We start from the raw sequence: 19,341 nt of genomic DNA, 5'->3' as shown, positions 1-19,341 counted from the left end.
ATTATCAGATAGAGTTTGTTTGATTTTGTTCAAATGTATTCAAGTCAAAGACTATAATTGTTTAAGTATAATTTTAAAATGGAAAAAAGTCAATTAGAGATTGCGTGTTTTAATCTTGATTCTGTCGAAATTGCTCAAGCTAATGGAGTAAATAGAATTGAGTTATGTGTTAATATGAAAGAAGGAGGAACAACTCCTGATTTGAGTTTAGTTCAAGCTGCTAGAGAAAAAGCTGCGATTGATTTGAATGTTATTATAAGACCTCGTGGAGGAGATTTTGTCTATAGTGATGCTGAATTTCAGGAGATGAAAGAAAGTATAATCCAATATAAAAACGATAAGGTTGATGGTTTTGTATTTGGGAATCTTAATGCAGACGGAAGTGTCAATTTAGAGCAAAACATTGAATTAGTTAATTTAGCAGCACCACTACCTTGTACATTTCATCGTGCTTTTGATGTTGTTTCAGATGTGGCTAAATCTCTTGAAGATGTAATTAGTTGTGGTTTTAAAACAATCTTAACATCGGGGCAAGGAAAAAATGTGGTAGAAGGAATTGATGTTCTTATCGACGTTGTTCAAAAAGCAAATAATAGAATAGTAATTATGCCAGGCGGAGGGCTTCGATCTTCGAATATAGGATTGCTAAAAGAAAAATTAGGAAACACTTTTTTTCATTCATCAGCGATTACTGATTCAGGAGAAACAGCAAGTGCAATTGAAATTAATGCTTTAAAAGCGCAATTGTAAACCCTTTGAATAAAAAAGCCCAGAGTGGCAATTCTCTGGGCTTTTACTACTAAAATAATTCAAAAATTAAAATTAGGGTGATAGATTAAAACATTCCCCCACCACCTTTATTGGTGTTGTCTTCTCTTTGCTTGCGTTGTAAGCTTTTGTTTTTACCACCACCAAAGTTGTAGCTAAGACCAAAATAAACAGTTTGACTCTCCCATGTAAACTCTCCGTTTTGAGGGTAAGGGTTTGTAGCATCGAAAGCATATTTCATAGTATCGAAGATATCGTTAAAACGTAAACTTAAAGTCATTTTGTTGTCTAGCAAGGTGTAGCGAGTACCAGCATCCATTTTGTACATATCGTGACTGTTGTTTTGTATTCCATCAACAGGGCCTCTGTAAAATCCAAATAATAAGAAACTCAAACGTTTATTTGCTTTAAAATTTGCATTAAGTCTAGCGTTAAATGAGTTAGCATCAATTTTTTTATCGATTGCTGTTGAAGCGTTTGTTACTGGGTCAATAATAAAAACAATTCCTTGCTGTTTTATACTTGAGAAATCGATAGACGGTTGAACGTCTAGCCATTTTGTAGCTTTGTAATTTGCTGACATTTCGAATCCATACGCAGTATTGCGGTCGAAATTGGCATAAGTCATAATTTGTTTCTGATTTGTTGGATCACTGTCATCAGGTTTTAGCGTACGGCTAATTTGATCATTGATGCTTCTTACATAAACTCCTGCTGTAAAAGTACTTTTGCCAAAAAGTTTAGTGTAGTTTATTTCAACCGAATTAGTGAATTGTGGTCTTAATTCTGGATTCCCTAAAGACGTTGTCAATGGGGTAGAAAATTCACGGATTGGTTTTGTTTGTTCTAAACTAGGACGATCTACACGACGGCTATAACTAAATTGGAATGTGTTATTTTCATTAAGGTTATAAGTGAAATAAGCCGATGGGTATAGCGTGATATAATCATCGTCAAATTTATATTGATTATGATTTAAGTTAGCTTGAACTTTATAACTTTCAAAACGTGCTCCTAATTGGTAGCTGAATTTTTTGAATTTTTGACCAAAAGTTACATAAGCTGAATAAATATCAATATCATATGTATAATTTGAAGCTCGCTGTGCAGGAACAATTAGAGGATTTTCTGTAGCGTAATCATTTGTTGTTCTTGTGATTCTTGCTTCGGCACCAGCCTCAAATGTTGTTTTCTCATTTAACGGATTAACATAATCGACGTTTATAGTACTATTTTTTCTAGCATCTTTTATGTAATCGTTGTAAATTGACGACTCTATATTGTTAATGTTTTTTGAATCGAAATAAGCAGTTTGAGGTTGCTTGAAATCATTATAATTTCCTTCAACGTCAAGAGTATGGCCTTCTTTTTTGAAAAGATGCTTGTATGCTAAATTATAGGTATTGTTATTGTTCTTATTGTCATACTTTGATTTTTGAAAACCATTTGTAGTACCTACACCATAATTAATATCAGTATTTACATTCGTAAAACCATCAAATGAGTTTTGATTCGTGTAAAAAGAAATAGTATTGTGGTCATTGATGTAATAATCCATACCAATTTTATAAAGGTGAGAATCATTATCACTTGTAACATCAATTCCTTGAGTTAAATCTCTGTCTAATCTATTAATTTGACCGCCATTAGCATAAACTCCAAAGTTGCGCCCAGCAGTTCCAAAGAAATTTACCTTTCCTACTTTGTAATTCAAATCTAATGAATTATTGTATTTAGCTGTTTTACCAAAAGTTATTCCAGCATTGAAATTTCCATTAAAACCAGTATTGGCATTTTTATGTAAAACGATATTTATAATTCCAGACATTCCTTCTGGGTTATACTTAGCACTTGGGTTAGTAATTAACTCAATTTTTTTAATAGATGTAGATGGAATCTGTTTTAGCAATTGAGCAGGATCAATGTTAGATGGTCTTCCATCAATTAATACACGTACATTAGAGTTTCCACGCAGCGATAATTTACCATCCTGATCTACATTTACCGAAGGAATATTATTCATAATATCCGAAGCCGAAGCACCAGCAGTAGTAAGGTCTTTACCAACAGTAATTACTTTTCTATCGATTTTTTGTTCGATAGTCGAACGTTCGCTAACGATGTTTACTCCCTTAAGTTGTGTAGCTTCTTCTTCAAGAGCAACTTTAAAAGTGTATTCTTTTTTTGATTCATTAAAATAAAGATTGGCTTTGTATGATTTAAAACCAATATATTGAATTTCTAAAAGGTAATTTTTTAAAGGAATGTTTTTTATGTTAAAATCTCCCTTGTCATCAGTTACTCCGCTTGCAATTGTTTTACCTTCTTCTTTTACGGCAATGGTAGCATAAGAGATTGGAGAATTAGTGGCTTTCTCTAGTACTTTTCCAGAAATACTTCCAGAATTTTGAGCTTGTACCGATGTTATTACTCCGATAAGCAATAACATGATAATTTTAAGTTTCATAGGATTTGATTTTGTTAGAATAGGTTAATTGTTTTTTGATTGATGATTTATCTTTAAATACAAGTTGATTATTCTCGTTTAAAATTTATTTAAAGTTTCTATTAAGACTATTCTTTTGGTTTTATGTTACAGGATTTTTGAAAAAAATAGAAAAAATATGAAGTGTGCTTTGTATTTCAATGATTTATAGTTGAATAAATTGTTGATGTTTTAATTGTTTCAGTATTAATTGTGCATGATATTCTTAGATTTTAAATCTTTTACATTTTCTGTAATTGACGAATAAGCAGTATATTTGCAGTCTTTAAAATTAAGTTTACATGTCATTATCACAAATTCTTACGCCTTCTATACAAAAAGCAATACAAGCCTTATTTGATGTAGCTGTAGATAAAATCGAATTTCAAACTACTAGAAAAGAGTTTGAAGGAGATATTACGATGGTTATTTTTCCTTTATTAAAAGTGATTAAAAGCAATCCTGTTGAATTAGGAAATAAAATAGGGAACTATCTTGTAGAAAACCTTCCAGAGGTAGCTCGTTTTAATGTGGTTTCGGGTTTCTTAAACATTGTTATCGCAGATACTTATTATGTGAATTTCTTTAATAGCATAAAAGATGGAAAAAAATATGGTTTTGTAGAACCAAATCCTTCAGATAAAGCAATTATTGTTGAGTACTCTTCTCCAAATACAAATAAACCATTGCACCTAGGACATGTTCGTAACAATTTGTTAGGATATTCAGTTGCAGAGATTATTAAAGCATCAGGTAAAAAAGTATATAAAACTCAAGTTATAAACGACAGAGGAATTCATATCTGTAAATCGATGTTGGCCTGGGAAAAATTTGGAAACGGAGAAACTCCCCAAAGTACAGGATTAAAAGGAGATAAATTGGTTGGGAATTACTATGTCAAATTTGACAAGGTTTATAAGGAACAAATCAATGAATTAATTCAAGCAGGTAAAACCGAAGAGGAAGCTAAGAAACAAGCACCGATAATTTTAGAAGCACAAGAAATGCTTTTAAAATGGGAAGCTGGAGACGAAGCTGTAAAAGAACTTTGGGCCAAAATGAATCAATGGGTTTATGATGGTTTTGCTATTACATATAAAAATCTTGGAGTAAATTTTGATAGTTATTACTATGAAAGTAATACCTATTTATTAGGAAAAGATGTTGTTCAGATAGGCTTGGATAAAGGGATTTTTGAAAAAGATCCTGATGGTTCAGTTTGGATTGACTTAACAGATGAAGGATTAGATCGTAAAATTGTACTTCGTTCGGATGGAACGGCAGTTTATATGACGCAAGATATAGGAACTGCAATTCAGCGTGTAAAAGATCATCCTGATGTTGGAGGAATGGTTTATACAGTAGGAAACGAACAAGATTATCATTTTAAGGTATTGTTCTTAATTCTTCAAAAACTAGGTTTTGATTGGGCTTCAAGCTTATATCATTTATCATACGGAATGGTTGATTTACCTTCGGGAAAAATGAAAAGCCGTGAGGGAACTGTAGTAGATGCCGATGATTTAATGCAGGAAATGACCGATACAGCTCAAGAAATATCTGAAGGCTTAGGTAAGCTAGATAGTTTTTCTGACGATGAAAAAGCTAAGCTATATAATACAATCGGACTTGGTGCTTTAAAATATTATATTTTAAAAGTAGATCCAAAGAAACGTATTTTGTTTAACCCAGAAGAGTCTGTTGATTTTGCTGGAAATACAGGTCCGTTTATTCAATATACTTATGCCAGAATCCAGTCGATTATTCGTAAAGCAGATTTTGATTTTTCTGTTACATTAACAGGAATCGAAGAGCTTCATGAAAAAGAAAAAGAATTGGTGAAACAAATCGAGCTTTACCCAGAAGTAATCCAAAATGCAGCACATAATCATAGTCCAGCATTAATTGCTAATTATACATATGATTTGGTAAGAGAGTATAATTCCTTTTATCAATCAGTACATATTTTAGGAGAAGAAGATTTAACCAAAAAGATTTTTCGAGTACAGTTCTCTCAGAAAGTTGGAGAAATTATAAAATCAAGTTTCAGTTTATTAGGAATAGAAGTTCCTGAAAGAATGTAAAAATAAAAGAGCCGTTAGTTTAGACTGCCCCCAAAAAGTTAGACACTATTTGGGGGCATTTTTATGGAAAGAAAAGTCAAGTATGATTACGCATTCAAACTTGAATGTGTAAGGTTAGTTATCGAGAAAGGATACTCCAGTGAAGCGGTATCTAATGAAAAGAGTATTAGTGAGTCAAATATTCGTAGATGGGTTAGCTTTTACAGAGCATATGGAACAATCGGATTGTTACCACGGAAGAATCGTGTCTATTCCATTGATTTTAAACAAAAAGTATTACTATCAATAGATAAGGATTTATTATCACTAAGGGAAGCTCGTTTAAAATTTAACATTCCCTCAGACTCAATTATTATCAGATGGAAAAGAGATTTTGCTAACTTTGGTTTAGAGGGATTATCATCTAAACCTAAAGGAAGACCCAGATCTATGAATTTTAAGAGAAAACAGAGAAAAACAGACAAACCCTTAACTAGGGAAGAAGAACTTTTAAAGGAACTGGAGTATTTACGAGCTGAGAACGAAATTTTAAAAAAGTTCAACGCCTTAGTTCAAGCCGAACAAGCCAATCAAAACAAAAGGCTCAAACCATAATGGAACTAAGGCATAAATATGATTTAGACCTCTTGCTAAATTGTACGAACATGGTTAGAAGTACTTATTATTACTATGAAAAAAGAAGTCAAGTAATTGATAAATACAAAGATGTTAAAGATTTGATTAAACAGATTTACAATCATCATAAGGGTAGATTAGGTTACAGGCGTATTACTTTATTAATCAAGCAAAAAGGAATTTTAATTAATCACAAGACAGTGTTGCGATTGATGAAAATTTTAGGATTAAAAAGTTTAATCAGAATCAAGAAGTACAGATCATATAAAGGAGAACAAGGAAAGATAGCTCCTAATATATTGCAGCGCAATTTTAAGGCTGATAAACCCAATCAAAAATGGGCTACCGATGTAACTGAGTTTAATATCTCAGGTAATAAATTGTACTTATCACCTATAATTGATCTTTTCAATGGGGAAATAATAAGTTATGATTTATCTGAAAGACCAAATTTTAATCAAATCACCAATATGCTTAAAAAGTCTTTTCGAAGAATATCAAATGATACTAATTTAATATTACACTCCGATCAAGGCTGGCAGTATCAAATGAAGCGATATCATCAGCTTTTGAAGGAGAAAGGATTAGTGCAGAGTATGTCAAGAAAAGGAAACTGCTTAGACAATGCAGTTATAGAAAATTTCTTTGGCATATTAAAATCAGAACTATTTTATATTATGAAATTTAAAGACATAAATCATCTAAAAAAGGAAATTATAGAATATATAAAATATTACAATAATGAAAGAATCAAACTGAATTTAAAAGGAATGAGCCCGATACAATATCGAGCTCATCATTATCAAAATTAATTATAAATTTGTCTAAACTTTTGGGTGCAGTCTAGTTTTAAACTAACGGCTCTTTTTATAACTAACACAAAATATTTTATTTTTTTACAAACTTGTTGATGATTGCATCTGTTTCTGCTTTTGTAGCAGTTGGTTTTAAATCAAACAAAAGAGAATAAAGTGCTTTTCTATCTACTTTAGCTTCTAAGTTTAAGTCTTGATGTCTGTCAAAAAGAGTTTGCCATTTATCACGAACGTTTTTCCAAAGTGCATTGTTTTCCTTCCACCATTTTTGCCCAGCGATACATTTAATGTCTGCAACTTTAGTGTACACATCCATTCCTTTTTCTTGTGCTAACAAAACATCTTTTCCGCTATCACCGCGAATCAATTTGTCATTGTCTTGCTCATGATTCCATCCAGTAGCTGTGATTTCATGAATGTTTCTTCTTTTTAGAACATTATAATAATTACGTTTTGTTTGTTCTCTACGAGGTAGCGGCGCATCGGTAGTATTTACCCAGTAATCTTGCCCGTCTACATGTACCCATGAAGAAGAACCTTCATATCTTGGGCTATCATCTACTTGATATACTTTTTGAGACCATTGCCCTTTTACCGCTTTTGTATCTAATTTTTTATATTTCCAAGAAGTTCCTTTGTCAAATAAATACAAGTCAGTGTTTTCATATAACCAGTCTTGTCTCCAGTGTTTGATAATCATATCATCACTTACTATTAATAAGTGCTGCATCACTATTTTGTTAGGAGTATCTTCTAATAACTCTACCCATTCTAAAGCAGATTCGTGTTTTGTTTCTGAAGGTTTGTAAGTAAGAGAATCTTTAGGATACTGGAACGTTTCAGCAAAATTAAATTTCACTTCATAACAACCGCACATTGACTTTATTGATTTAATGTCTTGTTGTTTTTTCGATTCCTGACTAAATCCAAAATTTACTGATAACACCATAACGGCTGATAAACAGAGGTTTTTTGTAATCATAACTAGTTTTTTTGATTTAAAATTTTTAGCAAATATATAAATTTTATTTAGAATGAATTAAAATAATTATATATTTGCCGAAGTTATTAAGACTAATTAAAAATAATGAAAATCAAAATCATCCTATTTGTTGCTCTAGTATTTTGTAAAACGCTTTCTGCTCAGCAAAAACAAAAAGATAGTATTCGTTCCAACGAATTATCAGAAGTTGTTGTTACGGGGCAATTTGAACCACAATCTATAAAAAAGTCAGTTTTTAATGTGCGTGTGATTACAAACAAAGACATTCAGAATTTGGCTGCCAACAATTTATCAGATGTTCTGAATCAGTATTTGAATATTAATGTAAGGCCAAGCGGAACAAGTGGGCGCTCTACAGTATCGCTATTTGGATTAGATGCACAATATTTCAAGATTTTGGTAGATAATGTGCCTTTGGTAAATGAAGCTGGTTTGGGGAATAATACCGATTTATCTCAAATAAATTTGAATGATGTTGAGCAGATAGAAATTGTGGAAGGTTCGATGGGAGTAGCATATGGAGGTAATGCTGTTAGTGGTGTTTTAAATATAATTACAAAAAAATCATCAAAATATAAATGGAGTATGACAGCTTCAGTACAAGAGGAAACGGTTAAAGACGAATATGCGCTTTTTAATGAAGGACGTCATATACAGTCACTTAAACTTTCTCACACTTTTAATAAAAATTGGTTTGTAAGTTTAGGAGCTAATCGAAATGACTTTAGAGGCTTTTTAGATGACAAAAAAGGGAAAGATTATATTCAAAATGATGAGTCTCGTGGATATAGATGGCTGCCGAAAGAACAGCTAAACAGTACAGCTTTAATTGCTTATCATAAAAATAATTTTCGATTTTTTTACAAATTTGAATATTTGAAGGAAGATGTAGATTACTATAATGCTACAGTACAATCACAATATGATCCTGCATTAGGCTCGTATAGATACTCAGATGATAAAAGATATTTTACTAATAGGTATTTTCATAATTTAAATGCTACTGGTAAATTGTTTTCACAATTGAATTATAATGTTTCGCTTTCGCATCAAAAGCAACAAAGAGATGTTGAAACATTTAAATATTATTTATTTACTAAAAATGAAGGAGATAATGCGACTACTAAAGATCAGTCAATGGAAGTCCTTTATTCTACGGGAACTTTAAGTAATTTTTTCTCAGACAAAAAAGTTGATTTGCAATTAGGATATGAGTTTGTAAATAATCAAGGCTATTCATTGGTTCAGGAAGGAAGTAATAAGTTTACTCCAGTTCGTAAAAGACTTGAGAATTATGATTTTTTTGCTTCTTCAGAAATTATGGCAACCGAAAGATTTTCAATTCGTCCAGGACTGCGTTTTTCAGCTCAATCTAAATTTGATAATCAATATGCATCATCATTAGGTTTAAGATATTTATTTGATAAAGGAATTGAACTTCGCAGCTCATTTGGAAGTTCATTTAGAACACCAACTTTTGAAGAGTTGTATTCAAAATTAATTTTTGACGGCCATTTTTTTATTGGAAATGAAAATCTTATTCCAGAAACTAGTAATTCTTTTGAAGCCAGTTTGAAAAAGATATCTTTTTTAGCTTCAGGATTACAAATATCAAATACGCTAGCAGGAAGTTTTCTTAATGTAAATGATCGAATTGATATGGCTTGGGTAAGATCTAATCCAGATACAGGAAATCCAGAGTATCAATATTTTAATATTAGTAAATACAAAATGTGGAATTTATCTACAATGAATCAATTCAAAATAGAGAATTTGACATTCAATTTTGGGGCATCTTTGGTTGGTGTTTCTCGTAAAATAGAAAATCTAAAGTTTTCTTCGGATGATAAATTTTTATACTCATTTAACTTAAATAGTAGTGTTTCTTATTTAATCCCGAAATGGGGAACAACTCTTTCTGCTTATTATAAATACAACGGAAAATCACAACAATTTATAGAGACTACTTCAGAATATGTCATTTCAGATATATCAGCAAGTAATTGGCTTGATGCATCTCTTCGAAAAACTTTTTTACAAAACCAGTTAGAAGCTACAATTGGAGCTAGAAACATATGTAATGTAACCAATGTTAATCAGACTAAAACAAGTCAATCTGCGGGGCATGCAGGGCCTTCTGATCTGATGCTTGCTTATGGACGCTCTTATTTTATAAAATTAGCATATAACCTTAATCTTTAAATATAAAATCAAATAAAATGAAAAAGACATTTTTACTATTATCATTCGCATTATTGACGCTTGGAGCTTGTTCAAGCGATGACAACAATGATACAAATACACCAGTTGGTCCTTCTGTTGGACAAGTATTACAGCCAAGTGTGGGCGGGCCAAATCAGCCAAATCAGGTTTTTGTAGATTTAAGTACTGGAAAGATAGAGTCTGTGAATAGAGCAACATGGGATTTAGGATTTTCTAGTGGTTCAGATTTTAGAGTTGCAATCAACGGATCTGTTAAAATGGCTGTGAAAAAACTAGAAACTTCGGATATTACTTTGGTTCAGGAAATTAATTCTGATGTATCTGTTGGAGGAGGTGAAACTTTAGCATCTAATGGTTATGTAGATAATCCTACTGGAGTTTTAAAAGGAGCAGGAGCAGGAGTTGGAACTGCAATTGCAGAGATTTCAGCTACAGATGCAGATAACAAAGTATATTTAGTAAACCTTGGTGCACAAATTGCAACAAAAAAGGCAGCTATTGGTAGTGTTGAAGTTGATGGAGATCCAAGAGGATGGAAAAAAATTAGAATTTTAAGAAGTGGGAATGGATATAAAATCCAATATGCTGATTTAGCTTCAACAACTTTTCAAGAAAAAATTGTTACAAAAACGTCAGATTTTAATTTTACTTTTTTCAGCTTAACTGATGGGAAGCAAGTGTCTGTGGAGCCACAAAAAGCGAATTGGGATTTGAATTTTACCACTTTCACAAATTACTTCAATGGAGGAAAAGGTGATGTAAGTTATGGTTTTTCTGACTTCATCGTTTCAAATATGAAAGGTGGAACTCAGGCATATCAAGTTTTGGTTGCAACTGGAGGATCTTATGCCGATTTTACAAAAGCGAAAGTTGTTGAAACTGATTTTGCAAAATCAACAACTGATCAGAGAGTTATTGGTGCTAACTGGAGAAATGGCGGAGGACAAGGTTCATTACCAAGTATCAGGACAGATCGTTTCTTTGTCGTTAAAGATGTAGAAGGGAATTACTATAAAGTTAAATTCCTTACTATGATAAATACTGCAGGAGAAAGAGGTAATGTATCATTTGAATATGCGTTATTAAAATAATCTAAGAATAAGGAATCTTAGTGTTTTACTAAGATTCCTTATTTTATCATAAAAGTCCCCCAGAGCTATTAATAAAATAAATTACTATGAAAACAAAAATACTATTAGTGGTTTCACTGGTCTTTTTTAGTGTTTTTTCTTACGGACAGTTTAGCGTGACGCTAAGTAATATGACAGTTAATAGTCAGTCTGCGGAAAAAATAGATTTTGGAGTTAAAGAATCAGTTTCGGTATCGTTCCATATTAGAGTAAGCGCAACAAAATCACCAAGTGACGGTACTCCAGGAAGTATAAACGTCTATTATAAAAAAAATGGATCTTCTCCTGCTAATAATCCATTAGGTGGTTTCGGAGGGAATTTACTTTTTTCAGGAGGAGGTTCTGCAGGGCGGACAATGACAATTACTTTGAATGCAAGTGATTTCGATCTCACGGGGGGTGTTTTGTATGCAGAATATAAAGCTTATTCAGGGTCAACTTATAAAAGTGGGGATAAAAAAATCACAAAAAGTAGCTCTACAACCAATCCTACGAACCCTACGAACCCTACAAATCCAGTTTTAAATACTGATATTACCATATATGCAAATTATAATGGCACAATAGTATCAAATCATACTATAAATGAAGGGGATTTATCCCCAGTTGTAGTTTCTACTCAAGGAATATTTGGATATAATTTGCAATGGGAGAGTAAAACTGAAAATGGAGTTTGGACTTCTATTCCTGGAGCAGTAGATACTAGATATTCGCCAGGATTACTTTTTGAGACAACTAGTTATAGAATTACTGCGACTAGAGGTGTTTTATATATTGGTAATGAGGTTACAATAACAGTTAATCAAGCACCAGAATTACAAAATAATTCGATTATGTTAAGTGGTTCTACAATTATTGGGAGTTTACCAACAGGTGGGACTAGTTCTTATAAATATTCATGGGAGTTATGGGGTGGAGAAGATCCTTATATAATGCTGACAGGGAGTGGGCAGAATTTTGAACTTACTCAGAGTATATATGATTATTTAAAGATTTATCCTGGCTTGGCTATAAGGAGGTATGTGAATTCTGGTAGACAAACCAAAGTGACAAGTTTTGTGAAGATATTACCTACTCCCGATATTGAGAATAATATAATTTCAATTAATGGGAGTAAAATAACAGGTAGTTTGCCAACTGGAGGGACTGGATTTTACAAATATTCATGGGAGTTATTGGGAGGCGAAGAACCGTATTACATTTTACCAGATACGGGACAAAGTTTTGAACTTAAACAGAGTATGTATGACTATTTAAAGAATTATCCTAGTTTGGCTATTAGAAGATTTGTAGGGTCTGGAGGGCAAAAATCAATAAGTAATTGGGTCACTATATTGCCTATTTCTACTTTAAAGCTTAATTCAGAATTAGATTCGTTAGTAATGTATCCTAACCCAACATCAGATGCAGTTAATTTTGCTACTGGTTTTTCTGAAAATAGAGCAATAGAGCTAGTTGTTTATTCTGAGAACATGAGTAATAAAATAACTGTGTTTAAAGGGACAGTTACTCCAAATCAAGTTGTAAAATGGAATATTCCAACTCATTATAAAAAAGGGTTGTATTACTATAAAATCATGTCAGATAATCAAGAAGTAAAGTCAGGGAAGATTATATATCAATAATTGTAATATCTAAAACAGCTTATTTTAAGATTGTGAAAATAAAGTTTCCAATTTTAATGGAAACAAAAAATGATAAGTTATTTCAACAGGTAGCGTTATGGTTTATCGACTTATATAAACAAGACTATGTTTAAATTCAATTAGAAGATTACTTGGTTTTTTTTATTTTTTTTTTGGAAAGAGGTTAGATTTATCTAGCCTCTTTTTTATTTTTCATTTAATCAAAAAAAAAGAAAGATAGATTATTGTTTATTCTATCTTTGCAAATGTTTTAATTAAATTAATAGGAAATTTGAGTAGTAGGATTCTTATTGATTTTAGTCTTCAAAATTTATAATTACAAGTGAATACAAAATCTTATTTTTTTCAGTCTTTTGCAATTATTGCATTAGCATTTGTAGCTTTCATTGGTTTTAAACAAATATTACCAGATAAAATTTTCCCTGAAAGTAAAGTTGACTCCAAAAATGTACTTGTGGATAGTATGCTTTTAGAATCATTTGAAAAAGAGGGAGTATCTAAAAAAGGAGATAGTACTGATGCTGACCAGCAAGGACAGGAGAATATTACTTTTAATTCTAATGAGGGTATAGAATTTCCATCGGAAACTTTCGATGATTATAAGGGATATCAATACCTGATTTCTTTTTACGATAAATTATACCAATTAGAAAAACATCCAGAAGCAAAAGTAAGAATTGCCTATTATGGTGATTCAATGACAGATGGTGATTTAATCGTGCAAGATGTTAGAAATAATTACCAAGAGCGATTTGGAGGTACAGGAGTTGGGTTTGTTTCTATCAGTTCAGAGTCATCTGCATCACGAGCTTCGGTGAAATCATTATCTTCTAAAAACTGGAAGGCACAATCATATCTTAATGTAAAGAAACCGATAAGTCCTTTTGGAGTAAATGGACACGTCTTTTTTGCAAATGACAAGTCAAATTCAACTTGGGTTTCATACGAAGCAGGTTTAAGTAAATTTGCTACTAGTTTGGATAATCCAACTTTGTATTACGGAAAATCATCAAAATCAGGGAAAGTAAATTTCATAATAGGTAAAGATACTATATCCAAAATTCTTGCTCCAAATAATTTGGTCAACACTATAAAAGTGACTTCTAAAAGTATAAAAGGATTTAAAGCTAATTTTATTCATGCAGATTCAATTCCAATTTATGGCTTTAATTTTGATAATGGAAGTGGAGTCCATGTAGACAACTTTTCGCAAAGAGGGAATTCGGGAATGCCAATTTCTATTTTTGACGCCAATGTAATGCAAAGTTTTAATGCCAATTTAAAATATGACTTGATCATACTTCATTATGGAACTAACGTTTTGAATTATGGTACAAAAAATTATTCTTGGTACGGAAAAGGGATGACTAAAGCGGTTAATAAAATAAAAGCATCTTTTCCAGGAGTTTCTATTTTAATCATTTCGACTGCCGATAAATCGACAAAATATGATATGCAAATGAAAACTGATTCAGCAGTTGTTCCTTTAATGAAAGCTCAAAAACGTTATGCTTTAGAGACAGAATCAGGATTTGTGAATTTATATACTTTGATGGGTGGAGACGGTTCAATGGTAAAATGGGTAGATGAAGCACCAGCAAAAGCGAATAAAGATTATACGCATTTTAATCAACGCGGAGCCAAAGCAATTGGAGGATTACTTTATGATCAATTAAATAAAGGATACGAACAATATAAAGTTTTACGTGAAAAAAGAGAAGCGGGCATAAAAAAAGGAAAAACAGTCAGGAAAACAAATACAGACTCTATGTCTGTAATAAACGATAGTGTAGATGAATAAACTTATTATTTTCTTTTGTTGTCTTCTTTTTGCGTCTAATAATAAAGCACAAAAGGCAGAGCCAATTTTAATGACCAAAAAAATGATTAGCAATATAGATACAACAACTGTAGAGCCTTTGGTAGGAAATCAAATTTATAATGCGAAAGTATTAGATAACTTTTTTAAGAGATTAAAAGACAATGAAAATCATAGTAACCATAAAATAAATATTGTTCATATAGGAGATTCACACATTCAGAGTGATCTGATGACAAATGAAATTCGAAAAGATCTCCAAAAAGAATTAGGAAATGCAGGAAGAGGTTTTATTTTTCCATATTCATTAGCAAAAACAAATGGTTCTTATAACGAACGTTTCCGTTCGAATAAAGTTTGGGAAAGCTATCGAAATATTCTTCCAGTAAAAGATTGTCCAATGGGCTTAAGCGGAATAGCACTTTGGAGAAACACAGATGGGTTTGTAATCGAAGTTAATGTAAAAGATCCAGTGTATAAGTTTAATACAATCAAGATCATTACACCTAAAAACCAGCATATGTTTGATTTGGCAACTCGCATTCAAACAAATATGATTCAATCCTCGGAGCGAAAAGTAATTACGCATAAAATCAAAAAAGGAGAGGCAATCTCGCTTATTGCGGATAAATACAACGTTTCGATTGCGGAGATAAAAAGAGCCAATCATTTAAAATCGAATGCTATTAGAGCGGGGAGGACATTAAAGATTGTAACAAATGAAACACGCCCTAAAACAATCTCACAATCACAATACGTTCCTTTAGATATAGAATCAGATTCATTCTCACATTACTATAATACAGAGCAAGCGTTAGATAAAATTTATCTTATTCCAAATAAAGATGCTAAGAAATATGAGCTTAACGGATTGATTCTCGAGAAAAATTCGTCAGGATTAATTTATAGCGGTATTGGAGTAAATGGTGCAAAGTTCTCTGATTATAATAAATATCCAGTTTTCTTTGAGCAACTAAAATCGTTGCATCCTGATATGATAGTTTTGTCATTAGGAACAAACGAAAGTTATGATAGATTAGAAGCTTCGAGTTACATAAAACAATTAAGAGAGTTTATAAGCAATCTAAAAGCGCAAAATATTCATGTTCCTGTACTAGTTATGACGCCACCGCCATCATTATTAAAAGGAAGAAAACCCAATACATTTGTTGCCGATTATACAAAACACATATATGAAACAGCTCAGACAGATGGATTAGCAGTTTGGGATCTGTATAATGAGTTTGGAGGTATGCAAGGAATCGGAAAGCTAAAAGCCGAAGGATTAATAGGTCCAGATTGGGTACATTATTCCAAAAAAGGATATGAAAAACAAGGAAACTTGTTCTCGAAAGCATTATTAAACGAATACAATAATTTTAAATTAAAAAAATAAGTTGATAACAGTTGATAGCATTAATGATTGGTTCGTTCAAAATTTTGGTGCGCTTACATTAGAACAAGTTAAGGGTTGGTTTATATATAATCCAGAAGAAAAATTATTATTCAATACCGGTTTATTCTTAGGATTGTTTTTGGTTTTTTATTTTGTGTATGCTTTTTTACGCAAAACATTTTATTTAAGATTAACGTATGTTATTCTATTCTCGCTTTTCTTTTATTATAAATCTAGCGGAATATATTTTTTACTATTATTAGTCTCCTCAGTTGTAGATTACGGATTGAGTCAAATAATTTACAATGAAACTGTAAAGTCTCGAAAGAAAATATACCTGATAATAAGTGTAATCCTAAACTTAGGATTGCTAGGGTATTTCAAGTACATGAACTTTATGATTGTTACATATAACGATATGTTTCATGGTAATTTTGAGCTACATGATATTTTTCTTCCAGTGGGAATTTCATTTTATACATTTCAATCGATGAGTTATATCATTGAGATTTATCGTGAAGAGATTAAACCAACGAAAAATTATATTGAGTATTTATTCTTTGTTTCTTTCTTCCCGCAATTAGTTGCTGGACCAATTGTAAGAGCCAAAGATTTCTTGCCACAGATATATCAAAAATTAAACCTTACCAAAGAGGATGTAAATAATGCCTTGTTTTTAATTATTGGAGGTTTAATTAAGAAAACAGTGATTTCGAATTATATCTCAGTCAACTTTGTAGACCGTGTTTTTGATACGCCTATGAGTTACACCTCATTCGAGAATTTAATGGCGTCTTATGGATATGCAATCCAAATTTATTGTGATTTCTCAGGATATTCAGATATGGCAATCGGAATTGCATTATTACTTGGGTTTAAATTACCAGCTAACTTTAGAACACCATATAAATCGGTGTCGATTACTGATTTCTGGAGAAGATGGCATATTTCGTTATCAACTTGGTTAAAAGACTTTTTATATATATCTATTGGAGGAAACAGAGAAGGGACATTTGCAGGATTTTTATTTCCTAGTTTATTCTTCTTCGGATTATTACTTTGGGGAATTACAAACTCAGCAGAGAGTATTGTTCCGCTGGTAATAGCAGTAGGTGGAATAGCTGTTTTTTGTTTGTCATTTTTGCTTTCAAGCAAATTAAAACAGACGATGGTGACTAATTTTAATTTATTTACAACAATGCTTTTAGGAGGATTGTGGCACGGCGCAGGAGCCCAGTTTATAATCTGGGGAGCATTACACGGATTAGCTTTGGCAGTTCATAAAATAGTTGTAGAGCTTTTTCCTTCTAAGAAAGAAAGTAACGGATTCAGTTCTATTTGGAAATTCTTCTCGATATTACTTACATTTCACTTTGTAGTTTTCTGTTGGATATTCTTCCGTGCAAAAGATTTTGATACGGCAATACAAGTAATTAACAATATTGGTCAGTTAACATTTGAACCAGAGCATTGGCAAACAATAATAATAGGATATAAAAATGTATTTTTATTGATGTTATTTGGTTATGTATGGCACTTTTTACCAGAAACTATTATAGCTAAAATGAAGTTTGTGTTCGATAATACTCCATTAATAGGAAAAGCAATAGTTTTAGGATTTGTATATTGGATAGTTTACGCAACAGCAGTTGCAGGTTCACAACCATTTATCTATTTTCAATTTTAATTTAAAGGTTCATAGACAAAAAGTTACAAAGGCGCAAAGGTTTTTTCTTTTGCGCTTTTTTCTTTTGTACTTTAAAAAATAATCTGCTAAATCCGCGAGAAACAAGAAACTTTGCGAAGAAAATGCATTGCGAGCTTTGCGTAATACTTTGCGAACTTTGCAGTAAAATCAAAACGTATTTTGCAGTTAAATAAAAATTGCCTGAAATGTCTAATTAGATTATCTTTGCACTTCAAATAAAGAAAATAGTATGTTTGATAATTTAAGTGATAAGTTAGATAAAGCCTTCCATATATTAAAAGGACACGGTAAAATTACAGAAGTAAACGTTGCCGAAACTTTAAAAGAAGTTCGTCGTGCCTTACTTGATGCCGATGTTAACTTTAAAATTGCTAAAGATTTTACTACCAAAGTAAAAGAAAAAGCAATAGGTCAAGACGTTTTAACTACGTTACAACCAGGACAATTATTAGTTAAGTTGGTAAAAGACGAACTTACTGAGTTAATGGGGGGTGATGTAGCAGGAATAAACTTGTCAGGAACACCAAGCGTTATCTTAATGTCAGGATTGCAAGGATCAGGGAAAACTACTTTCTCAGGAAAACTTGCTAATTATTTAAAAACAAAAAAGAATAAAAAACCGCTTTTAGTAGCGTGTGATATATACCGTCCAGCGGCGATAAACCAATTGCATGTTGTAGGAGATCAAATAGGAGTTGAGGTTTACTCAGAACCAGAAAATAAAAATCCTGTAGAGATTGCACAGAATGCGATTAAACATGCTAAAGCTAACGGATTTAATGTTGTTATTGTCGATACAGCAGGACGTTTAGCCGTAGATCAGGAAATGATGGACGAGATTGCACGTGTTCACAAAGCAATCCAGCCGCAAGAAACTTTATTTGTTGTGGATGCTATGACAGGTCAGGATGCTGTAAATACTGCAAAAGCATTTAATGATATATTAAACTTCGACGGAGTTATCCTTACCAAGTTAGATGGAGATACACGTGGAGGAGCTGCTATTTCAATTAAATCAGTAGTAAACAAACCAATTAAGTTTGTAGGTACAGGAGAGAAGATGGACGCAATCGATGTGTTCTATCCTATTCGTATGGCAGAGCGTATACTTGGTATGGGTGATGTTGTGTCGTTAGTAGAAAGAGCACAAGAACAATTTGATGAAGAAGAAGCAAGAAAAATTCAAAAGAAAATCGCTAAGAACGAATTTGGTTTTGATGATTTCTTATCGCAAATTCAGCAAGTAAAGAAAATGGGTAATATGAAAGACTTGGTAGGAATGATACCAGGAGCCTCAAAAGCCATGAAGGATGTAGAAATTGAAGATGATGCTTTCAAGCATATTGAAGCAATCATACACTCGATGACGCCATTAGAAAGAAGTAAGCCAGCAGTAATCGATGTGAAAAGGAAAGCTAGAATCGCAAAAGGTTCCGGAACCAAAATCGAGCAAGTAAATCAACTGATGAAGCAGTTCGACCAAATGAGCAAAATGATGAAAATGATGCAAGGCCCAGGCGGAAAGAATTTAATGAAAATGATGGGAGGCATGAAAGGAATGCCAGGAGGAATGCCGAGATAAAAAAGATAGTTTCAAGTTTCAGGTTTCAATTTTTTGAGACTGAAATTTGAAACTTTTTTACTAATAT

At 32.1% G+C, this 19,341-nt stretch carries 12 protein-coding genes and 1 pseudogene; 11 read left to right on the top strand and 2 right to left on the bottom strand.

What is annotated here, in order from left to right:
* Positions 1–78: 78 nt before the first annotated feature.
* Complete coding sequence (locus tag EAG11_RS13885) at positions 79–750, top strand: copper homeostasis protein CutC (protein ID WP_129539697.1); 672 nt, start codon at positions 79–81, stop codon at positions 748–750.
* Between the two features lie 85 nt (positions 751–835).
* Here EAG11_RS13885 and EAG11_RS13880 read toward each other — a convergent pair whose 3' ends face one another.
* Complete coding sequence (locus EAG11_RS13880; RefSeq protein WP_129539696.1) at positions 836–3,235, bottom strand: outer membrane beta-barrel family protein; 2,400 nt, start codon at positions 3,233–3,235, stop codon at positions 836–838.
* A 320-nt stretch (positions 3,236–3,555) separates the two neighbouring features.
* Between EAG11_RS13880 and argS the strand changes: the two genes are divergently transcribed.
* From argS to EAG11_RS13865, 3 genes and pseudogenes are all read left to right on the top strand, one after another.
* Positions 3,556–5,337, top strand: coding sequence for an arginine--tRNA ligase (argS, locus tag EAG11_RS13875; protein ID WP_129539695.1), 1,782 nt, complete (start codon positions 3,556–3,558; stop codon positions 5,335–5,337).
* 63 nt (positions 5,338–5,400) lie between these two features.
* A complete protein-coding gene (locus tag EAG11_RS13870; RefSeq protein WP_129538344.1) occupies positions 5,401–5,931 on the top strand; it encodes a helix-turn-helix domain-containing protein in 531 nt (176 codons plus the stop codon).
* Positions 5,925–6,764 (top strand): annotated as a pseudogene (locus EAG11_RS13865) (IS3 family transposase); the annotation flags it as partial. The gene EAG11_RS13870 and the pseudogene EAG11_RS13865, both read left to right, overlap by 7 nt.
* A gap of 76 nt (positions 6,765–6,840) precedes the next feature.
* On the opposite strand, the gene EAG11_RS13860 reads toward EAG11_RS13865, so the two are convergent.
* Entirely contained in the window at positions 6,841–7,749 is a 909-nt protein-coding gene (locus EAG11_RS13860; protein WP_129539694.1) for a DUF6607 family protein, read from the bottom strand.
* A gap of 105 nt (positions 7,750–7,854) precedes the next feature.
* On the opposite strand from EAG11_RS13860, the gene EAG11_RS13855 reads away from it, so the two are divergent.
* The 7 genes from EAG11_RS13855 to ffh all read left to right on the top strand — a co-directional run bounded on the left by EAG11_RS13855 (position 7,855) and on the right by ffh (position 19,274).
* Complete coding sequence (locus EAG11_RS13855; protein ID WP_129539693.1) at positions 7,855–9,972, top strand: TonB-dependent siderophore receptor; 2,118 nt, start codon at positions 7,855–7,857, stop codon at positions 9,970–9,972.
* A 17-nt stretch (positions 9,973–9,989) separates the two neighbouring features.
* On the top strand, positions 9,990–11,084 hold the full coding sequence (locus EAG11_RS13850) for an HmuY family protein (RefSeq protein WP_129539692.1): 1,095 nt from the start codon (positions 9,990–9,992) through the stop codon (positions 11,082–11,084).
* 86 nt (positions 11,085–11,170) lie between these two features.
* Positions 11,171–12,748: a hypothetical protein gene (locus tag EAG11_RS13845; RefSeq protein ID WP_129539691.1), complete on the top strand. Its 1,578-nt coding sequence runs from the start codon at positions 11,171–11,173 to the stop codon at positions 12,746–12,748.
* A gap of 343 nt (positions 12,749–13,091) precedes the next feature.
* Positions 13,092–14,570 carry an SGNH/GDSL hydrolase family protein gene (locus EAG11_RS13840; protein ID WP_129539690.1) on the top strand — a complete coding sequence of 493 codons (1,479 nt, stop codon included), beginning with the start codon at positions 13,092–13,094 and terminating at the stop codon, positions 14,568–14,570.
* Positions 14,563–15,984 (top strand): GDSL-type esterase/lipase family protein, encoded by a 1,422-nt coding sequence (locus EAG11_RS13835; protein WP_129539689.1) that lies wholly within the window; start codon positions 14,563–14,565, stop codon positions 15,982–15,984. Before EAG11_RS13840 ends, EAG11_RS13835 begins: the two co-directional genes overlap by 8 nt.
* Position 15,985: 1 nt before the next feature.
* Positions 15,986–17,671 carry an MBOAT family protein gene (locus EAG11_RS13830; protein ID WP_129539688.1) on the top strand — a complete coding sequence of 562 codons (1,686 nt, stop codon included), beginning with the start codon at positions 15,986–15,988 and terminating at the stop codon, positions 17,669–17,671.
* A gap of 250 nt (positions 17,672–17,921) precedes the next feature.
* Positions 17,922–19,274, top strand: coding sequence for a signal recognition particle protein (gene ffh, locus EAG11_RS13825; protein ID WP_039112390.1), 1,353 nt, complete (start codon positions 17,922–17,924; stop codon positions 19,272–19,274).
* The last annotated feature ends 67 nt before the right edge of the window (positions 19,275–19,341 follow it).

The organism is Flavobacterium sp. 140616W15, from assembly GCF_003668995.1.
Classification (GTDB): domain Bacteria; phylum Bacteroidota; class Bacteroidia; order Flavobacteriales; family Flavobacteriaceae; genus Flavobacterium.
The sequence above is the reverse complement of the archived record's forward strand: the minus strand, read 5'-3'. Positions and strand labels throughout refer to the sequence as shown.

Excerpts from the sequence above, each read along its gene's own strand:
- EAG11_RS13885 (WP_129539697.1), top strand. The coding sequence starts at position 79 with ATGGAAAAAAGTCAATTAGAGATTGCGTGTTTTAATCTTGATTCTGTC.
- EAG11_RS13880 (WP_129539696.1), bottom strand. The coding sequence starts at position 3,235 with ATGAAACTTAAAATTATCATGTTATTGCTTATCGGAGTAATAACATCG.
- argS (WP_129539695.1), top strand. The coding sequence starts at position 3,556 with ATGTCATTATCACAAATTCTTACGCCTTCTATACAAAAAGCAATACAA.
- EAG11_RS13870 (WP_129538344.1), top strand. The coding sequence starts at position 5,401 with ATGGAAAGAAAAGTCAAGTATGATTACGCATTCAAACTTGAATGTGTA.
- EAG11_RS13860 (WP_129539694.1), bottom strand. The coding sequence starts at position 7,749 with ATGATTACAAAAAACCTCTGTTTATCAGCCGTTATGGTGTTATCAGTA.
- EAG11_RS13855 (WP_129539693.1), top strand. The coding sequence starts at position 7,855 with ATGAAAATCAAAATCATCCTATTTGTTGCTCTAGTATTTTGTAAAACG.
- EAG11_RS13850 (WP_129539692.1), top strand. The coding sequence starts at position 9,990 with ATGAAAAAGACATTTTTACTATTATCATTCGCATTATTGACGCTTGGA.
- EAG11_RS13845 (WP_129539691.1), top strand. The coding sequence starts at position 11,171 with ATGAAAACAAAAATACTATTAGTGGTTTCACTGGTCTTTTTTAGTGTT.
- EAG11_RS13835 (WP_129539689.1), top strand. The coding sequence starts at position 14,563 with ATGAATAAACTTATTATTTTCTTTTGTTGTCTTCTTTTTGCGTCTAAT.
- ffh (WP_039112390.1), top strand. The coding sequence starts at position 17,922 with ATGTTTGATAATTTAAGTGATAAGTTAGATAAAGCCTTCCATATATTA.